17 protein-coding genes are annotated in these 16,524 nt (G+C 62.0%); 7 read left to right on the top strand and 10 right to left on the bottom strand.

Going from position 1 to position 16,524, the window contains the following annotated elements:
• Window positions 1-81: 81 nt before the first annotated feature.
• From KSS91_RS15985 to KSS91_RS15965, 6 genes are all read left to right on the top strand, one after another.
• Window positions 82-381: a DUF5629 family protein gene (locus tag KSS91_RS15985; RefSeq protein ID WP_217835360.1), complete on the top strand. Its 300-nt coding sequence runs from the start codon at window positions 82-84 to the stop codon at window positions 379-381.
• Window positions 374-1,543, top strand: a complete 1,170-nt coding sequence (locus tag KSS91_RS15980; protein ID WP_217838432.1) for a lactonase family protein — start codon at window positions 374-376, stop codon at window positions 1,541-1,543. The genes KSS91_RS15985 and KSS91_RS15980 overlap by 8 nt, the downstream gene beginning before the upstream one ends.
• Before the next feature lie 156 nt (window positions 1,544-1,699).
• Complete coding sequence (locus tag KSS91_RS15975; protein WP_007979950.1) at window positions 1,700-1,879, top strand: hypothetical protein; 180 nt, start codon at window positions 1,700-1,702, stop codon at window positions 1,877-1,879.
• A gap of 216 nt (window positions 1,880-2,095) precedes the next feature.
• Window positions 2,096-2,221 (top strand): hypothetical protein, encoded by a 126-nt coding sequence (locus tag KSS91_RS28495; protein WP_007979948.1) that lies wholly within the window; start codon window positions 2,096-2,098, stop codon window positions 2,219-2,221.
• A 115-nt stretch (window positions 2,222-2,336) separates the two neighbouring features.
• On the top strand, window positions 2,337-2,549 hold the full coding sequence (locus KSS91_RS15970) for a hypothetical protein (protein ID WP_217835359.1): 213 nt from the start codon (window positions 2,337-2,339) through the stop codon (window positions 2,547-2,549).
• Complete coding sequence (locus tag KSS91_RS15965; RefSeq protein WP_015095351.1) at window positions 2,546-2,803, top strand: hypothetical protein; 258 nt, start codon at window positions 2,546-2,548, stop codon at window positions 2,801-2,803. The genes KSS91_RS15970 and KSS91_RS15965 overlap by 4 nt, the downstream gene beginning before the upstream one ends.
• Before the next feature lie 163 nt (window positions 2,804-2,966).
• Here KSS91_RS15965 and KSS91_RS15960 read toward each other — a convergent pair whose 3' ends face one another.
• The 10 genes from KSS91_RS15960 to KSS91_RS15915 all read right to left on the bottom strand — a co-directional run bounded on the left by KSS91_RS15960 (window position 2,967) and on the right by KSS91_RS15915 (window position 16,230).
• Window positions 2,967-3,563, bottom strand: coding sequence for a glutathione S-transferase (locus KSS91_RS15960; RefSeq protein WP_217835358.1), 597 nt, complete (start codon window positions 3,561-3,563; stop codon window positions 2,967-2,969).
• A complete protein-coding gene (locus KSS91_RS15955) occupies window positions 3,560-7,201 on the bottom strand; it encodes an AAA family ATPase (RefSeq protein ID WP_217835357.1) in 3,642 nt (1,213 codons plus the stop codon). The genes KSS91_RS15960 and KSS91_RS15955 overlap by 4 nt, the downstream gene beginning before the upstream one ends.
• Complete coding sequence (locus KSS91_RS15950) at window positions 7,198-8,442, bottom strand: exonuclease SbcCD subunit D C-terminal domain-containing protein (protein ID WP_217835356.1); 1,245 nt, start codon at window positions 8,440-8,442, stop codon at window positions 7,198-7,200. The genes KSS91_RS15955 and KSS91_RS15950 overlap by 4 nt, the downstream gene beginning before the upstream one ends.
• 287 nt (window positions 8,443-8,729) lie before the next feature.
• Complete coding sequence (locus KSS91_RS15945; RefSeq protein ID WP_217835355.1) at window positions 8,730-10,382, bottom strand: BatD family protein; 1,653 nt, start codon at window positions 10,380-10,382, stop codon at window positions 8,730-8,732.
• The gene (locus KSS91_RS15940) at window positions 10,379-12,118 is read right to left on the bottom strand and encodes a VWA domain-containing protein (RefSeq protein ID WP_217835354.1); all 1,740 of its coding nucleotides are present in this window, start codon (window positions 12,116-12,118) and stop codon (window positions 10,379-10,381) included. Before KSS91_RS15940 ends, KSS91_RS15945 begins: the two co-directional genes overlap by 4 nt.
• Window positions 12,115-13,197 (bottom strand): vWA domain-containing protein, encoded by a 1,083-nt coding sequence (locus KSS91_RS15935; RefSeq protein ID WP_217835353.1) that lies wholly within the window; start codon window positions 13,195-13,197, stop codon window positions 12,115-12,117. The genes KSS91_RS15940 and KSS91_RS15935 overlap by 4 nt, the downstream gene beginning before the upstream one ends.
• Entirely contained in the window at window positions 13,190-13,684 is a 495-nt protein-coding gene (locus KSS91_RS15930; protein ID WP_095967019.1) for a DUF4381 domain-containing protein, read from the bottom strand. Before KSS91_RS15930 ends, KSS91_RS15935 begins: the two co-directional genes overlap by 8 nt.
• Window positions 13,681-14,625, bottom strand: a complete 945-nt coding sequence (locus KSS91_RS15925) for a DUF58 domain-containing protein (RefSeq protein WP_015095343.1) — start codon at window positions 14,623-14,625, stop codon at window positions 13,681-13,683. The genes KSS91_RS15930 and KSS91_RS15925 overlap by 4 nt, the downstream gene beginning before the upstream one ends.
• A gap of 5 nt (window positions 14,626-14,630) precedes the next feature.
• On the bottom strand, window positions 14,631-15,590 hold the full coding sequence (locus KSS91_RS15920) for an AAA family ATPase (protein WP_015095342.1): 960 nt from the start codon (window positions 15,588-15,590) through the stop codon (window positions 14,631-14,633).
• Window positions 15,591-15,876: 286 nt separating this feature from the next.
• Window positions 15,877-16,230, bottom strand: coding sequence for a hypothetical protein (locus KSS91_RS15915; RefSeq protein WP_217835352.1), 354 nt, complete (start codon window positions 16,228-16,230; stop codon window positions 15,877-15,879).
• Between KSS91_RS15915 and KSS91_RS15910 the strand changes: the two genes are divergently transcribed.
• Entirely contained in the window at window positions 16,229-16,396 is a 168-nt protein-coding gene (locus KSS91_RS15910) for a hypothetical protein (RefSeq protein ID WP_217835351.1), read from the top strand. The two genes, KSS91_RS15915 and KSS91_RS15910, sit on opposite strands and share 2 nt — an antisense overlap.
• Window positions 16,397-16,524 lie beyond the last annotated feature (128 nt).

The following is a 16,524-nucleotide window of genomic DNA, read 5'->3' as shown; positions in this document are numbered from 1 at the left end:
CCCGTTCCCACAGTTTTGTGTGAAACTTTGGTCGGGTGCTTGCGCTATCATTGGTGCTTTCCCATTCAAAGATTGACTGCCATGACTTCCGCAACCGACACCCTGCTCAACGTCCTCGAACACTGCGATATGGTGGAAATCGACGGTTTGCACGCTTTCGAATTCTCCCTCGATGAATTCGACAACCTGCACATCGAATGCATGGATGGCCGCGCGGCCAAGCACTGGGAGTTCACGCCGGCGCAAATCCAGGCGGCGAGCTTCGATCCAACCCTGCAAAGCTGGCTGATTACAGGTGATTCCGGCGAGCACCGGTTGGTGTGCATGACCGCATACCGCGGTGACAACGATGACGGCGAAGACGCGCAAGACGATGCGTAACCTCTGGCCACTGTTGATGGCCAGCAGCATCGGAGCGATGGGCGTCCAGGCCGCATCCGCCGAGGACTATCAACTGCTGGTGGGCTCCTACACCACCGGCCAAAGCCAGGGGATCTATCGCCTGGCGTTCGACAGCAGTACCGGGCAGATCGATGCCAGGCCCCTGCAAGTGATCAAGAGCGAAAACCCGTCGTGGCTGACCCTGTCGAAAGACCAGCGACACCTGTTCGTGGTCAACGAAAACGGTCCGGGCCAGGCTGATCCGCTCGGGCGCGTCAGCAGTTATGCGATTGATCCCAAGACCCATGGGCTGAGCCTGATCAGCCAGGTGCAAAGCCTGGGCAACGAGCCGACCCATTCCAGTCTCAGCGCCGATGGCAGCCATTTGTTTGTCAGCAATTATTCGGTGGCCGAAGACCCCGGCGGCACCCTCGCGGTGGTGCCGGTGGCGGCCGATGGCACGCTCAAACCTGTGGTGCAGATGAGCAGCCACCCGGCGAGCCGGGTCAATCCCGAGCGCCAGGCCTCGGCCCACGTGCATTCGACCGTCCCGTCGCCGGACGGTAAGTACGTGTTCTCCAACGACCTGGGCGCCGACAAGGTGTTTGCCTACCGTTTCGACCCCAAGGCCAATCCGCAGCTGCCATTGACCCCGGCCAACCCGGCGTTCGTGCAACTGCCGCCCGGTAGCGGGCCGCGGCATTTGCTGTTCAGCGCCGATGGCAAACACGCCTGGCTGACCATGGAAATGAGCGCTCAGGTGGCGGTGTTCGATTACCACGACGGCACGCTAGAGCAGACGCAGATGGTCGACCTGGCTGCCAGGCAACCCGTCTCGGACAAGGCGGCCGCCGCGTTGCATGCCTCGGCCGATGGCAAGTTCCTCTACGTCAGCAACCGTGGCACGGCCAATCAACTGCTGGTGTTTGGCATTGACCCGGTAACCGCACGCCTTACCGAACTGCAACGCCGAGCGGTAGAAGGCGATCATCCGCGGGAGTTCAGCCTTGATCCGAGTGGCAAATTCCTGTTGATCGCCAACCAGAAGAGCAACCAGATTGTCGTCGTCGAACGCGACGCCAAGAGCGGTCTGTTGGGTAAAACCGTGCAAAAACTGCCGATGGACGCCCCGAGCGCCCTGAAGTTTCTGCTGCGTCAATAAGCCGCAGGCCCCGGTTGATGGGGCCTGCCTGCTTTTATCAATGACGCTGATATCTGGTACTGCTACAAAGCATTTCAAGGCGCGAACCCTCGAGGGTTAAGTTTGCTTCACGGCCCCACCGGGCAAGCAAGCCAACTGAATCCGAGGAATACCGCCATGAACTTCAACATCTTCTCTGTCATCGCCGCTTCCGCCATTTCTGCCACCGTTGCGCTGCCAGCCAGTGCCAACGTTGAAATCAGCGACAAAAAAGCCCACACCCAGAGCTACACCCAGAAATACCTGCAACAGAGCGCCAACTTCTACGCCGCGCTGGATCACAAGACCCAAGCCTGAGCTTCCCCCCTGCCTTTATGCAGGAGCGAAGTCACTGATGATCGATGCGCCTGATGCTGAGAAGCAGGTGTCGAAAACGATCAGAGTGATGTCGCTCCTGCATAACGCATTTGCGACAGCATCATTTTGCTATCAATGTCGCGCTTGATATCACATGGCCATGCGTTTAAATTGACGCTGATTTTTTGACTCCTCCTCACGGCAAGGATCGGCAGCATGGTGACGCGTCTGGCATTGGTTCTTCTGTTTCTCTATTCCACCCCTATTTTGTCGGCATCCGACGCTGTTTCCGGTGAACCGGATGCTGCGCGCGAGCGCTTGATGAGTTTTATTGAAGACTGAAATAGTCTGGCTTGATGATCAACGAAGCTGATGATCACTATGGATAACCCTGAGTGGTTACCCAGGCTTTTTTGATCGATTCTGTGGGCATTGAAACATGCCTGCGGAGAACATCATGGCCAGCGCAATTCTCACTTCTGCCAAACTCGGTGCCTATGTAGCGATCGGCCTGTACCTTGCCATGGTGCTGTTGGTCAGCCTGTCAGCCCAGTCACAATCCAGCTTCGAAGCAACGATCCAGGTCGCTCATCCCGGCATCCAGTTTGACCACCGTGCGCAAAACGCCAGCGGTGATCAGGCTGAACTCGCAGGAGTCGCCGGCGCATGAAAGGGCACAGACTCTGGGTGATCGCCTTCCTGGCGTTCATGACCAACGGATCCTCCCTGCTGGGGATCGGACAGGGCTCGGCGGGCTCGGTGGCACGCGCCATCGAAGCCAATCACAACATTGCCCGCAACATCGAAAATGCCAATGCGCAGGGCATGCTGGCCGGCAATCCGCCGATCAGGAATGAAGGCGTGGTTTTCGGCCCGTTCCATGTGGATTGCTCGGCGATCGGGATGTGTGAGGTGTTGGCTTGAACCCTGCTGGTCACTGAATCCTTTGTGGCGAGGGGGCTTGCCTGTGGCGAGGGGGCTTGCCCCCGTTCGGTCGCGAAGCGGCCGTAAATCCGGATGACCAGAAAAAGCTTGGGGCTGCTTCGCAGCCCAACGGGGGCAAGCCCCCTCGCCACAGGGGTCGTGCTTACTTGCGCATCACACTGGTAAACAGTTCAGACTCCAGAAACCGCTGCAACCAGTCCTGCAACCGCCGATACGGCGTCTGCGCAAACCATTCGCGGTCGACGTGGGCGAACTGGCGCACGAAGGGCATCAGCGCCACGTCGGCCAGGCTTGGATGGTCGGCCAGCAAATAGTCGCGTCCCTCCAGCAACGCCTCCAGCCTTTGCAAAAACACCTCGCCCTCGGCGCGATAAACCTCCATAGGTTGCTCGGGATAACGCTCGGCGTACTTGTAGCGGTTCAAGTGCACCTTGAACACCTGATCGTTCTGTTCAATCAGCGGGGCGATTTGCGCCGCTGCGTCAGGATCATCCTTGAGCAGCCAGTCTTGCGGATCGTTCTGTGCCAGGGCCCAGCGCATGATGTCGAGGCTTTCGTCGATCACCCGGCCATCGGCGCTCAGCACCGGCACCGTGCCTTTGCCCGACAGCGCGAGCATCTCGGCGGGCTTGGCCTTCAGGCTGACTTCGACGATGTCCACGGCCACTGCCGAATAACGCAGGGCCATGCGTGCACGCATGGCGTAGGGGCAGCGGCGGAAGGAATACAGCGTGTTCATTTCACCTCCAGGGTACTCAGGCCGTTGCCCTGGCGGCGGACCTGGATCTGCACCGGAATCCGTTCATGCATTTCCTGTACGTGGGAAATCACCGCGACCTTGCGGCCCTGGGCCTGCAAGCCGTCGAGGGCGTCCATGGCCAGTTGCAGGGATTCCGGATCGAGGCTGCCGAAGCCTTCGTCGATGAACAGCGACTCGATTTTCAGCGTACTCGATGCCATCGAGGCCAGGCCGAGGGCCAGTGCCAGCGATACCAGGAAGGTCTCGCCACCGGACAGCGAATGCACCGAACGCAGTTCGTCACCCATTTCGGTGTCCATCACCAGCAACCCGAGCATGCTGCCGCCGCGCTTGAGGCGATAACGGCGCACCAGTTGGCGCAATTGCACGTTGGCGTGATGCACCAGCAGGTCGAGGTTGTAGGCCTGGGCGATCTTGCGGAAGGTGTCGCCGGTGGCGGAGCCGATCAACGCATTCAGGCGTGCCCAGCGTTGATACTCGTTGTAGGCGTCGGCAATCTGTTGGGCCAGGGCTTGATTGGCGTTCTGCCGACGCTGGTCTTCGACCTGCTCGGCGCGCAGTTCGGCGCAGTGCTGCTCGCTGACGGCGAACTGATTTTGCAGGTCGGTGAGGGCGGTGGCGAGTTGCTCGGCATCGAGATGGCCGTTGTGCTGGGTTTGATGATCGAGCAAGCGCTGATCACGCTCCTGCAGCAGCACCTTGGCCTGTTCGATGGCTTTTTCGTTGTGTTGCAAGCGTTGGCGCAGTTCCCTGACCTGCGTGTCGTCGACCCGCAGCAAGTCTTCGAGGCCACCGTCATCCAGCTCAGGATGTCGGCCGCGCCAGTCGGCGATTTTGTCGGTGAGATCGCGATCTTCGTTTTCCAGCGCTTGCAAACGCTCCTGCTGCGCCTTGAGTTCGGCGGCGATCTGCACCCTTTGCGTACTTACGTGCTGCAGCTCCTGCGCCGTTGTTGCCTGGGCACTGCGTGCTTGCTCTACGGCGTTTTCCAGCCCTTGCTGCCACTGCTCGGCGCTGCCGTGCTCGCCCAGCAGTTGTGCAAGCTGGTGCTGGCAAGCCCGTTGCTGTTCGGCCAGTGCACTGAATTGCTGCTCGGCGATTTGCAGTTGTTGTACGCGGGTTTGCTGGCGATCCTGTTCTTTCTCAAGCGTCTGTTGACGCTGTTGCTGCTCGGCAAGTTCTTCCTTCTGCTGATCGAGCTGTGTGAGGCGTTCGGCGATCTGCCGATCCAGCTGCATGAACGTCGCAGCAGGCTCCATCCGTAGCGCTTCGAGGGTTTCGGCTGGCAGAAGACTGCCGAACGCGGTGAGCTCCTCGTCGAGACGCTGACGGTCGCTGCTCAGTTCGCGCTGCTGGTTGCTCAGGTGCTGGGCCGCTTGCTGGTGCGCGGTTTCGGCGTGGCGCAATTGCTGGGTCAAGCGCGCGGCGTCCTGCTGCAGGGTGAGCAGGGCGCGCTGACGCTGTTCGTCCTGAGTGATGCTCTGGTTCAACTGATCGTTTTGCCGGGTCAACCAGGCGTCGCGCTTTTCGGCATCCTGGTCCAGAAGCTGTGCAGCCAGTGGGTGAGCGTCGAGGCTCGGAGCCAAGGCTTGTTGTTGGGCGTCCAGTTGCTCCTGTTGTTGCAGCAGCTCCTTTTGCCGGGCGATGACGCCCACCACTTCGGCGCGCAGTTCGGTGAGCTTTTCCTTGAGCTGGTCGACCGCTTGCTGCGCGCGGGCCTGTTCGTTTTCGTCGTGGCGACCGAGACTTTGCAGCAGCGCTTCGGGCTGATGGTAAGGATGCTCGTGACTGCCGCAGACCGGGCACGGCTGGTCGTCCTGCAACTGCGTGCGCAACTCTTCGACACTTGCACTGCGGGCCAGACGTTGACGCTCCAGCAGTTCTCGGGTGACGTTGAAGGTTTGTTCGGCAACCGTCAGTTCGGCTTTGGTTTTCACCCCGTCCTGAGTCAGGCGCTCACGTTCCTGTTGCGCGGTGAGCTGACGCTGTTGCAGTTCGGTACTGCGCTTGTCCAGTTCCTGCTGGCTGGCCCACAGCCGCGTCAGGTCTTCGACAGCGCGCAGCTGTTTACGGTTGTCCTGCAACAGGTTGCCGAGGATGCCGATCTGCTCGGCCACGGCGTCCGGCTCCGCACCGGCCTCCTTGAACAGCACTTCAAGTTGCTGCTTTTGCAAGGCGAGTTCTTCGCCGTAGCGGGTGGCGTTTTGTTCGAGGGTCGCCAGCTCGGCCTGGCCTTTATTCAACCGGTTGCCGATCAACATCAACTGTTGCAGGCGATCCCGATAGGCATTCCACGCGTCGCTGAGCGGCGCCAGATGGGCGCTTTGTTCAAGCTCGGTGGCGATACGCTGCAAACGTTCGGCAACCTGGTTCTGCTTTTCCAGCAAGGCTTGAATGGCACTTTGGCCCTGGATGCAGGCTTGTTCTGCGTTGTGCTTCGCGTCGGCGCTGAGGGCGGTTTCCCTGGCCAGGCGGGCGAGGGTGCTTTGTTCTTCGAAAGCCTGACGCAGCAGCGGAGCACTGTCGGTTTGTCGTTGTTGGGCTTCGCTCAGGGCGATTTGTGTGGCCGAGAGGTTTTGCTCCAGCGCCGTCTGGCGTCCAGTCAGCTCGTGCTGCTGCCGGGTATGGGCAGCAACCTGTGCAGCCAGTGGCGTCAGCAGTGCATCGAGTTCGGTTTTGCGGGCGAACTGGTGCCGTTGCGGGCCGAGTTGTTCCAGCCGTGTCAGCTTCAAGCGCTCGTCGGCCAAACCTTCCCACTGCTGTTGGGCACTGTGAAGTTGCTCGGTCGCTGCGAGTTGAGTGTCCTGCAACTGACGCAGCTCCTTGAGCCAGGTGTGCTGCTGCTCAAGCTGTTTGAGTTGTGCCTGCTGCAACTTCAGCTGTTGCTGCGCGGCATTGAAGCGCTCATCCAGTTCCGCACGGGCTTGCGGCGCCAGCGGCGTCACTCCGCTGGCCTGATCCTGCAGCAGCTTGTGAACCTCGCGCGCCTCCTTGGTCTTGTCGAAGGCGCGACGACCGAGACGGGTGTAGAGCGCCGTGTCGGTGAGTTTCTCCAGCAGTTCGCTGCGGTCGTTGTCGTCGGCCTTGAGGAATGCGCTGAACTCGCTTTGCGCCAGCAGCACGGCGCGGGTGAACTGTTCGAAGTTCAGCCCCAGAGCGGCTTCGAGCTGAGCCTTGTATTCGCCTTTCTGGCTGGCCAGCAACTGGTCCTGATCGATGTCACGCAAGCTCTGGCGGCTGGCCTGCAGTTTGCCGGCGGCCTTGTCCCGAGCGCGATTGGCTTCCCAGCGAGCGCGGTAGCGGCGGCCGTCGACTCCGACGAAATCCACTTCCGCATAGCCTTCACCGGTGCCGCGCCGCAGCAGGGTTCGCGGGTCGCCGGTGCCGATTTCGCCGTCGGCGTCCGGCACTTTCGCGTCGCGGCCAGTGTTGTTCAGGCGTGGAACGGCGCCAAACAGCGCCAGGCACAAAGCATCGAGCAACGTACTTTTACCGGCACCAGTGGGGCCGGTGATGGCGAACAGTCCGGCACTGGCCAGGGGTTCGGCGGTGAAGTCGATTTCAAAGGGCCCGGCCAGGGAGGCGAGGTTTTTCAGGCGGATCGCGAGAATCTTCATGGCTGTTCGCTCTCCATCTGCACGTCTTGCAACAGCTCGGCAAAGTCCTTGAGGGTTTGCTCGTCGACCTCGCTGCCGTAGTTGTCCTGCCAGGCGCGGCTGAACAGCTCCTGGGGCGTGAGCTGGTCCAGTTCGATCAGCGTGCTGCCCTCATCGGCACCGTCACGGCTGCCGTTGCCGGCGTACTCGGCGGCGATGCGCACCAGGCGCACGGCCTTGCCTTGCAGGGCGGTTTCCACTTGATTGCGCAGGTCGGGCTGCGGCTCATCGAGGCGCACCCGCACCTCCAGCCACGGTTGGCGCTGGATGTCGGCCAACAGGTCGATGTCCGGCAGGTCCGCAAGCTGCAGCAGGATCTCGCTCAATGGCGCCGGGCCGATGCGTTGCAGGTTGACCGCACGGGGAATCAGTTTCGGCTCGACGCTGACCAGGGTTTCGCCGTCGAGCCTGATGTCGAGAATCTGGTGTTGATAGCTGATCTCGGAGAACGACAGCGGAATCGGCGAGCCGCTGTAGCGGATGCGCTCCTCGCCGTTGACCTTCTGCGGTTTGTGCAGGTGGCCCAGGGCAACGTAGCTGATGCTCGGCCCGAACAGGCTGGCGGGCAGGGCTTCGGCATTGCCGATGATCAGGCTGCGCTCGGAGTCTTCCGACACCGAACCGCCCGCCATGTGCGCGTGGCTGATGGCGATAAGTGCCTGGCCTGGTGTGCGCTTGGCGTTGGCCGCTTCGATCAGCCATTCGTGCACCTGGCCGATCCCGCGCAGATAGTTGTCGCCCAAGTGCGCGCCGGTGACTTCCGCCGGGCGCAGGAACGGCAGCGCCAGGCACCAGGCGGTGACTTCACCACTGGCGTCAGGCAACGGCAGCAACAGGCGCTCGGCATCCAGCTGCCCGTCGTCCAGCCACAGCACACGACCGAGCGCATGGGTGCGCAAGCGGCGCATCAAGGGGGCCGGCAGTTCGATTCGCGAGCCGGAATCGTGGTTGCCGGCAATCATCACGATGGTCAGCGACGGCTGCTGCTCGTGGGCGCTGACGATGAAGTCGTAGAGCCGCTCCTGGGCTTTGACCGGCGGATTGACCGTGTCGAAGATGTCGCCGGCGATCAACAGCACATCCGGTTGATCCAGTTTCAGCTGGCGCAACAGCCACTCAAGAAAACAGCCATGTTCGAAATCGCGATCCTGGCCGTGCAGGTTTTGCCCCAGGTGCCAGTCGGAGGTGTGAAACAAGCGCAAGGCGGACTCCGGTACAAAAATAGGTGATGGCCGCGTGAAAAATGAAGGCGGCGAAAGGGGGGAGAGTTTACTGGTAAAAATGCCCGGTCGCGCGATGGAATGCTCTGTGGCGAGGGGGCTTGCCTGTGGCGAGGGGGCTTGCCCCCGTTGGGCTGCGAAGCGGCCCCAAGTTTTTCTGGCACACCGAGCTGCCCGGATTTACGGCCGCTTCGCGACCGAACGGGGGCAAGCCCCCTCGCCACAGGCAAGCCCCCTCACCAAAAATGCATCCTTGCCGGCGAAGGGTTCTATTTCGGATAAAGCGGCGGCAACCCACTGTCACCGACCGGGTCCTGTACCCGTTCGGCCATCGGGATCGCCTTGATCGCCCGCCACAACTCGTCGCCTTGCCAGTACTGGCCGGTTTCGCTGTAGAGCGCGCCGTTCAAGCCGTCGAGGGCGTTGGACAGGGGCACGAAGCGGGCGGCCATGTCGGCCAGGGTTTCCGGTTGTTGCCGGGCCCAGGCGTCGAGGGCCTGGCGGGTGGCGTGGGAATCATTGGCCAGGCAGGCGCGTTTGAGGTCGTCGAGTACGGTGCGCGGGCTCGGGCCGGTTTGGGCGGTGCGTGCCACCGCCGGTTGCCAGCGGCCACGCCACCAGAGGCCGAAGCCGAGCAGGGTGGTGCAGGCCAGGAACAAGGTGCTGAGTTTCCAGCGCCACAGGGCTTCGCTGTCGGCGCTGGCCTGGACCGCAGACGCGCCGGCCGGGGTGTCGACCACCAGGCTCGGGTTGGCCGCCACGTGTAGCGTGCGGGCAGGCAGGCTGCTATGTTCCAGATGGTCTTCGAAAGTGTTCCACCAGACCACGTCGACGGTGGGCAGCTCGATGGCGCCGGTCCGTGTCGGCACCAGGGCCTCGCGGTCTTCACGGCTGCCGACCAGGCCGCGTTCGCTGTTCTGGTTGCCGAACACCGGTTGATCCGGGTAGCGGCGTAGCCCGCCGACATCGGTGCCGGGCAGCGGTGGCAGTTGGCTGCTGGACAAGCCTTCGGCCGTCACCGTCAGGCTGCGGGTCAGTGAATCGCCGACCTGGGTGTGGTCCGGTTCCGGGTTCCAGCTTTCGCTCAGGGTCAGGCTGCGCGCAGGCAGCCAGGGTGCATCGTCCGGCCAGGTGGTGGGTTTGGCCTTGACCGTCAACAGCAGTTCGGTCGAGGTGACGCGCATCAGCTTGCCGGATTTCGGCCCCTGGGCGGCGCTGTCCTGTACCGGTTGTGCGTCGACCAGCGCAGCGTTGAAGATTTGTGCCGGAATGATCAGTTCGCCACTGTGTTGCGGGTAGATCGCGTAGCGCATTTCGATCACACCGTGGCGCAGGCCATCGATGTCTTTTTCGTAGGTGCGTGAGTCGCCCAATTGTTCGATGCGTGCGTCAGGTATCTGCAAGGGTGGCAGGCTGCTGTCGTCGTACAGCGACACCGAGTGGTAGATGCGCAGGGTCAGGACGGCCTGGGCCTGAACGTACACGCTGGTTTGATCGAGGCTGGCATCGATGAACACCGGGGCGCGTTTGTTCGGGGTATCCGGTGTTTCGCTCTCGACCACTTGCAGGGTGATCGGCTGGCTCTGCAGTTCGCCCAGTTGCAGGGGCGCAATCACGACGCTGCCGTTTTGCCGCGGCAGGAGGGTGATGATCCAGCGCGTGGCGGCCTGGTTCTCGCCGCTGAGGGTGTTCAGTTGGTTGACCTGGCGGGTGCCGCGCACTTCGAACAACGGCTCCAGGGGTGTCAGGTCGGGTTTGCCGAACTGTGTCACGTCGGTGGACTCCAGGGTCAGCTCGACCGTCTCGCCTGAACTCAGGCGAGTGCGGTCCACACTGGCGGCCAGCTCTGCAGCCTGTGCCTGGACAGTGCAGAACAACAGGCCGTGCATCAGCGCGAGCAATAAAACGGTGAAGCGGGTCATCGAGTTTTTTCCTGATCCTGATGTTGCTGCTGTTCGTACCAGAATTTTCGCCGCAGCAGCTCACCGGGGTCATCCGGGATCTGCCGCAACCACTGCTCCAGTGCCTGACGCTGTTCACCTTCGATACTGTCGGTGGCCGGGCGCAGGGGCGGCGTGGTGTGCTGTTCGTCACCCAACTCGCTGCCGGGCACTTCATTGGCCCCCGGTCTGGGCGGCGAAACCGGCGGTTGCGCGGTGTTGGAGTCGGCCGGCGGTTGTTGCGCCTGCGGCTCGCCACTGTTCGTAGACTGCGATGAAACACCGGGTGGAGTCTGTTGTTGCATGGCCTGGGGTTCGTCGCTGGCGGAGCGATCCGGTTCCGGGGTGGGCGGGCTGTTTTTTTGCTTGAGCAGCTCCTCCACGAGCGCCTTGTTGGTCAGCGCCGGGCGCAAATCCGGTTGACGTTCCAGAGCCTGTTCGTACGCGTCCAGGGCCGCCTCCAGCTCACCGCTTTTGGCCAGGGCATTGCCCCGATTGTAGTGGGCGTGGGCATTGTTGCCTTCTGCGAACCGCTCGGCGGCGCCGGCATAGTCTGCGGCTTCATAGAGCGCCACGCCTTGCCACTGGTGGTCTTCGAAGCGCCGGGCGGCTTCGGCGGGGCGCTTTTGTTTGAGCAGGTGCACGCCTTGTTGGTCGGGACGCAACCACAGGTCGGCGAGGTCGAAGGCATAGCTCGGTTGGGGCAGAGCCAATAGCAGCGGCAGGCACAGCAGCCAGCCGCGACGTCCCGCGCAGGCCGCAAGCAACAGGAGCGGTAGCAACAGCCAGTACCCCTGATCGGCCCAAGTGTCCAGGCGCAGGGTCTGACCATCGTTGCGCAGGTGGCGTGGGCCGTCGAACAGGCCAAGGGCATGCAGGTCACTATCGTCCAGGCGTGCCTGGCGAAAGCCTCCATCCAGGTCGTTGGCAAAACTTTTCAAGCCTGGCTCGTCCAGGCGCGGCACGAGAATGGCCCCTTGTTCATCCTTGAGGAAACTGCCGTCCTCCTGGGTGATGGGCGAGCCTTCGGCGGTGCCGATGCCAAGCATCAGAAATTGAGTCGATTTGCCGTTGAGCGCATGACGGATGCCCAGCCGTTCCTGTTCGGTCAAGGACGAACCGATCAGCAGGATCCGGCCGTCGCCCAGCGCCGCTTGTTCGAGTAGTGCCAGGGCCTTGGTCACTGCCAGATCGGCGCGATGTCCGGCCTCTGGCATCAACGACGGTTTCAGTGCGTCCAGCAGATTGCGGCTGGTGGACAGATCATCCGACAGCGGTACCAGCGTGTGGGCACTGCCGGCGTAGACGACGATGGCGGTTTGCGCGTCGCTGCGAATCTGCAGCAGATCGAACAACTTGCGTCGAGCCTGTTCGAGCCGGTTGGGCATGACGTCGGTGGCGAGCATTTCCGGGGTCAGTTCGAGCACCACCACCAGCGGGTCGGCGGGCTTTTGACTGGTCTGCTCGACACGCTGCCAGCCCGGACCGAGCAGGGCGAGCACGGTCAACAGCCATGCCAGACCGAGGGCGATCCAGGGCAGCTTACTGTCACGGCCACTGCCGCCACTGAGCAGTGCGGCGTGAAAGGCCGGTGGCAGAATCATTTGCCAGCGCCCGGCGCGCTTCTTGCGGTGCCAGAGTTGCCAGAGCAACCAGCCGAGCACCGGCAGCAACAGCAGCCACCAGGGGCGGAACCAGTAAGGCCACAGCGCACTCATCGACGCCTCCGCAGGCGCAGGCGTTTGAGACGCTGGCGCCAGTCAGGCAGCAGTTGGGTTTGCAAGAACAGGTCCTTGGTAAACAGGCGTTGCAAGGGGTTGTCCGGCCAGAGTACGGGGGCCACCAGGAGCATGCTCAACCACAGCGCCAGGGCCAGTGGCCAGTGATACAGCGCTTGAGTCGGGCGGGCCTGGGTGGGTTGCTGGGCCACGGGCTCCAGTTGGTCAAGGGTGTCCTTGATTGCCTGCAACTCTTTGCCGTCGCGAGCACGGAAATACTGGCCACCCGTGGCCTCGGCGATGGCCTTGAGGGACGGTTCGTCCAGATCCAGGCTCGGATTTACGCCGAGAAAGCCGACCGTGCCACTCTGCTCCGGATCGGCGCCGATGCCGATCGGGTAGATTTTCACGCCTTCCTTGGCGGCGAGTCGCGCAGCGGTGAGGGGGGCGATTTCACCGCCATTGTTGGCGCCATCGGTCACCAGAATCAGCACGCGGCTGGTTGCCGGACGCAAGCGCAGGCGCTTGAGGGCCAAGCCGATGGCATCGCCGATGGCGGTGTTTTTGCCGGCGATGCCGATGCGCGCCTCGTCGAGCCAGACGCGCACGGTGTGGCGGTCGAAGGTCAGCGGTGCCTGCAGGTAGGCCTGGCTGCCGAACAGGATCAGCCCGACCCGGTCACCTTCGCGGCTTTCGAGAAAGTCTCCGAGCAGATGCTGGACCAGTGACAGGCGACTGATGTCTTCGTCCTGCCATTGCATGTCAGGGAAATCCATGGACCCGGAAACATCCACTGCCACCAGCAGATCACGGCCGCTGGCGGCAATCGGCAAGGGTTCGCCGAGCCACTGCGGACGAGCCGCCGCGACCAGCAGCAACAGCCACAGCAGGATGAACGGGGCCTGCTGGCGCCAGGCTGGCAGGTTGGCCCGGGCGCGTCGCCCGGCGAGACCTTCCAGATCGCTGAGGAAGCTGACCTTCAGTGCCGGTTCACCACTGTCGGCCACCGGCAAGACGATGCGCATCAGCCACGGCAGCGGCGCAAGGGCAAAAATCCACGGCCAGGCGAATTCAAACATGTTTGCGAATCCACGTTTCGACGGCTTGGGTCAGGCCGGCGATGGCCTTGTCGTCGAGTTTGCATTCGGGTTTGTAGGCGCCTTCGACAAGCACCATCCAGCGGGTCAGGCCGGCCGCCGGGCAGCGATTGTCGAGGAACGCCAGCCATTTGCGGCCGTTGAGGGTGTGGCTCTGGCTGTAGGGATAGTGGTTGCGGCACAGGCGCTTGAGCAGGCCGTTGAGTTGCTGCAGCCAGGCACCGGCCGGCGCACCGTCGTAAGGCTTGGGCATCAGTGCCAGCTCGGCCAGGGCCGCAAGGCGTACCGGGTCAAGCGGCTGTTCGGCACGTACCACGGGACGTTTGTGTGGAATGAAGCGACGCAGCTTCCACAGGCCCAGACCGATCAGCGGGATCACGAGCAGCAGTAACCACCAACCCGGTGCCGGAGGCCAGAATTGCACCGGTGGCGGGGATATCAGCGGTTGCAGTTGATCAAGGCTGCTCATCGGCCTTTCCCCGGTTTCTGTGGGTTCAGGTATTCGCGCAATTGCTCGACCATCTCGCTCTGAGTGCTCAACGGCATCAGCAGCACCCGCAGTTTCTGCGCGAGCAGTTCCCAGCGGGCGATACGTGCTTCGGCCTGGGCCCGGTAAGTCTGGCGCAGATCGAAATTCAGCGTGTCGAGTTCCAGTTGTGCGCCGCGTTCGGCGAAACGCAACAGACCTGCGGCGGGCAGGGCATGATCCAGCGGATCGGACAACGGCAGCAGTAACAGGTCGCAGTGGCGCGACAACAGGCTCAGTTGTTGCTCGGCGCTGTCCGAAAGGGCGCGTTCGTCGCAGATCACGATCACCAGGCTGCCAGGGCGCGACACTTCCCGGGCACGGCGCAGGGCAATGCCAAAGGCGTCGCGGTCCGGCTCGCTTTCGCTGTTGAGCGACTGATTGACCCGCACCAGCCGGTTGAGCAACTGCAGCAGGCTTTGCTTGCTGCGCCGAGGCTTGATTTCGTAGTGCTCGTTGTCGCCATACACCAGCCCGCCGACCCGGTCGTTGTGCCCCAGGGCGGCCCAACCGATCAGGCTCGCGGCCTGGGCGGCGAGCACCGACTTGAACATCAGGCCCGAGCCGAAAAACAGCCGGCGGCTTTGTTCGACCATGATGAAGATCGGTCGCTCACGTTCTTCGTGGAACAGCTTGGTGTGGGGTTCCTGGGTGCGGGCAGTCACGCGCCAGTCAATGGTGCGCACATCGTCGCCGGCCTGATAGACCCGCACCTGATCGAAGTCGACGCCACGTCCGCGCAGTTTGGAGTGGTGCAGGCCGATCAGCGGGCTGCGCTGGCTCGGCGTGGAAAACAATTGCACTTCACGCACGCGATGGCGCATCTCGATCAGGTCGGCGAGGCTGACACGGATGCCCGGCTCGGGCGGCAGGCTGGCGTTCATCGGGGTCAAGCGACGGCTACGACGTCGAGAATCCGCTGGACCACCCGGTCCTGATCGATGCCAGCGGCTTCGGCTTCAAAGGAAAGAATGATGCGATGGCGCAACACGTCGAACAGCACGGCCTGGATGTCTTCGGGGCTGACGAAGTCGCGGCCGGCCAGCCAGGCGTGGGCACGGGCGCAGCGGTCCAGGGCAATCGAACCGCGAGGGCTGGCACCATAGGCGATCCACTCGGCCATCTCCGGGTCGAACTTGGCCGGGATGCGGGTGGCCATGACCAGCTGCACCAGGTATTCCTCCACGGCGTCGGCCATGTACAAACCGAGGATTTCCTTGCGCGCGACAAAAATCGTCTGTTGAGTAACCCGACGCTCAGGCTTCGCTTCGCCGTTCAGGGCTTCTCCACGGGCTTGCTGCAGAATCCGGCGCTCAACAGCGGCATCGGGAAAGCCGATTTTCACGTGCATCAGGAACCGGTCAAGCTGGGCTTCCGGCAGCGGATAGGTACCTTCCTGCTCGATGGGGTTTTGCGTGGCCATCACCAGGAACAGCGGCGACAGCTCATAGGTGCTGCGCCCGACACTGACTTGCCGCTCGCCCATGGCTTCGAGCAAGGCCGACTGAACCTTGGCCGGGGCGCGGTTGATTTCGTCCGCCAGTACCAGGTTGTGGAAGATCGGCCCTTGCTGGAACACGAAGCTGCCGGTTTCCGGGCGGTAGATTTCCGTACCGGTAATGTCGGCCGGCAACAGGTCGGGGGTGAACTGGATGCGGTGGAACTGGGCCTCGATGCCTTCGGCGAGTTCTTTGATGGCCTTGGTCTTGGCCAGGCCAGGGGCGCCCTCGACCAGCATGTGGCCGTCAGCGAGCAGGGCAATGAGCAAGCGCTCGATGAGTTTTTCCTGGCCGAGAATCTGCGTTGAAAGAAAGGTTCGCAGCGCGAGCAGCGCTTCACGATGTTCCATCGATGACTGTTCCTGCAAAAGGGTGGCCGAGGACGTTCGAAAATGCGCCAGGGCTGGGGGCGTTACTTTAATCCATCGCGGGGGGCGGCGACTAACGGCATTTTGTGCAAAGTGCAGGAAATGGCTGGCAATCGTTGTAGGAACTTTCTACGGGTTTCAGGCTGGTGGTGTTCTTTCGGGTCTCTTCGCGAGCAAGCCCGCTCCCACATTTGATCGCATTCTTGTTGGAAGAGCACGGTCGACTGTGGGAGCGAGCCTGCTCGCGAAGGCGCCCGCTAAGGCACCATCAAATCTGGCTGATATAGGTGCCAGTACCCTTGAGAATGTTCTGCAAGGTTTCATCCACCTCAGACAGATCTGTCATGTCGGCATCAAAGGTGATTTCCAGTACATCATCCCCATTGAGCGCATCGGCATCTGCCGCCGCAATTTCAATCTTCAACAGGGAAGGGCTAAGGGTGACTTTCACGCCCTCCAGGGTCGAGGGTTCGCCGTCGAGGGTGATTTCCAGTTCGTCCTCATCCGGGTAACGGCTCATCAGGAACATTTCGCCCTTGTCACTATGGCAGCAGAGCATGGCCATGTTGTCTTCTTCGTCATCGCATGGGTTGACGATCAAAAGGGCGGTGGTCATTTGCATGGAGGAATCCTGGCTCGACGAGCGTTGTAAAGACAAACAAAAGGCGATTCTGCCAGCCTTTGGAAATTTCTGCTCGAGCGCATTGGCCATTCTGAAGCGTTACCACGGCAAAGACGAAATGTTCGTGCTGACTCGTTACTTGGACAAGTTGCCTGTCCAAGAATGACCGGAGAACATTGACCAGTCGTCGACACTGTAATTTCTGACAGTAGCCAGTCCTTGTCTTTGCGTTTATCTGTCATTGAAGCAAAAGATCGTCATTGTTTTTTTGGAAGGGGCGAAAGTTATTAAACG

It is taken from the genome of Pseudomonas azerbaijanorientalis (genome assembly GCF_019139795.1).
In the GTDB taxonomy this organism is placed as follows: Bacteria; Pseudomonadota; Gammaproteobacteria; order Pseudomonadales; family Pseudomonadaceae; genus Aquipseudomonas; species Aquipseudomonas laurylsulfatiphila.
The sequence above is the reverse complement of the archived record's forward strand: the minus strand, read 5'-3'. Positions and strand labels throughout refer to the sequence as shown.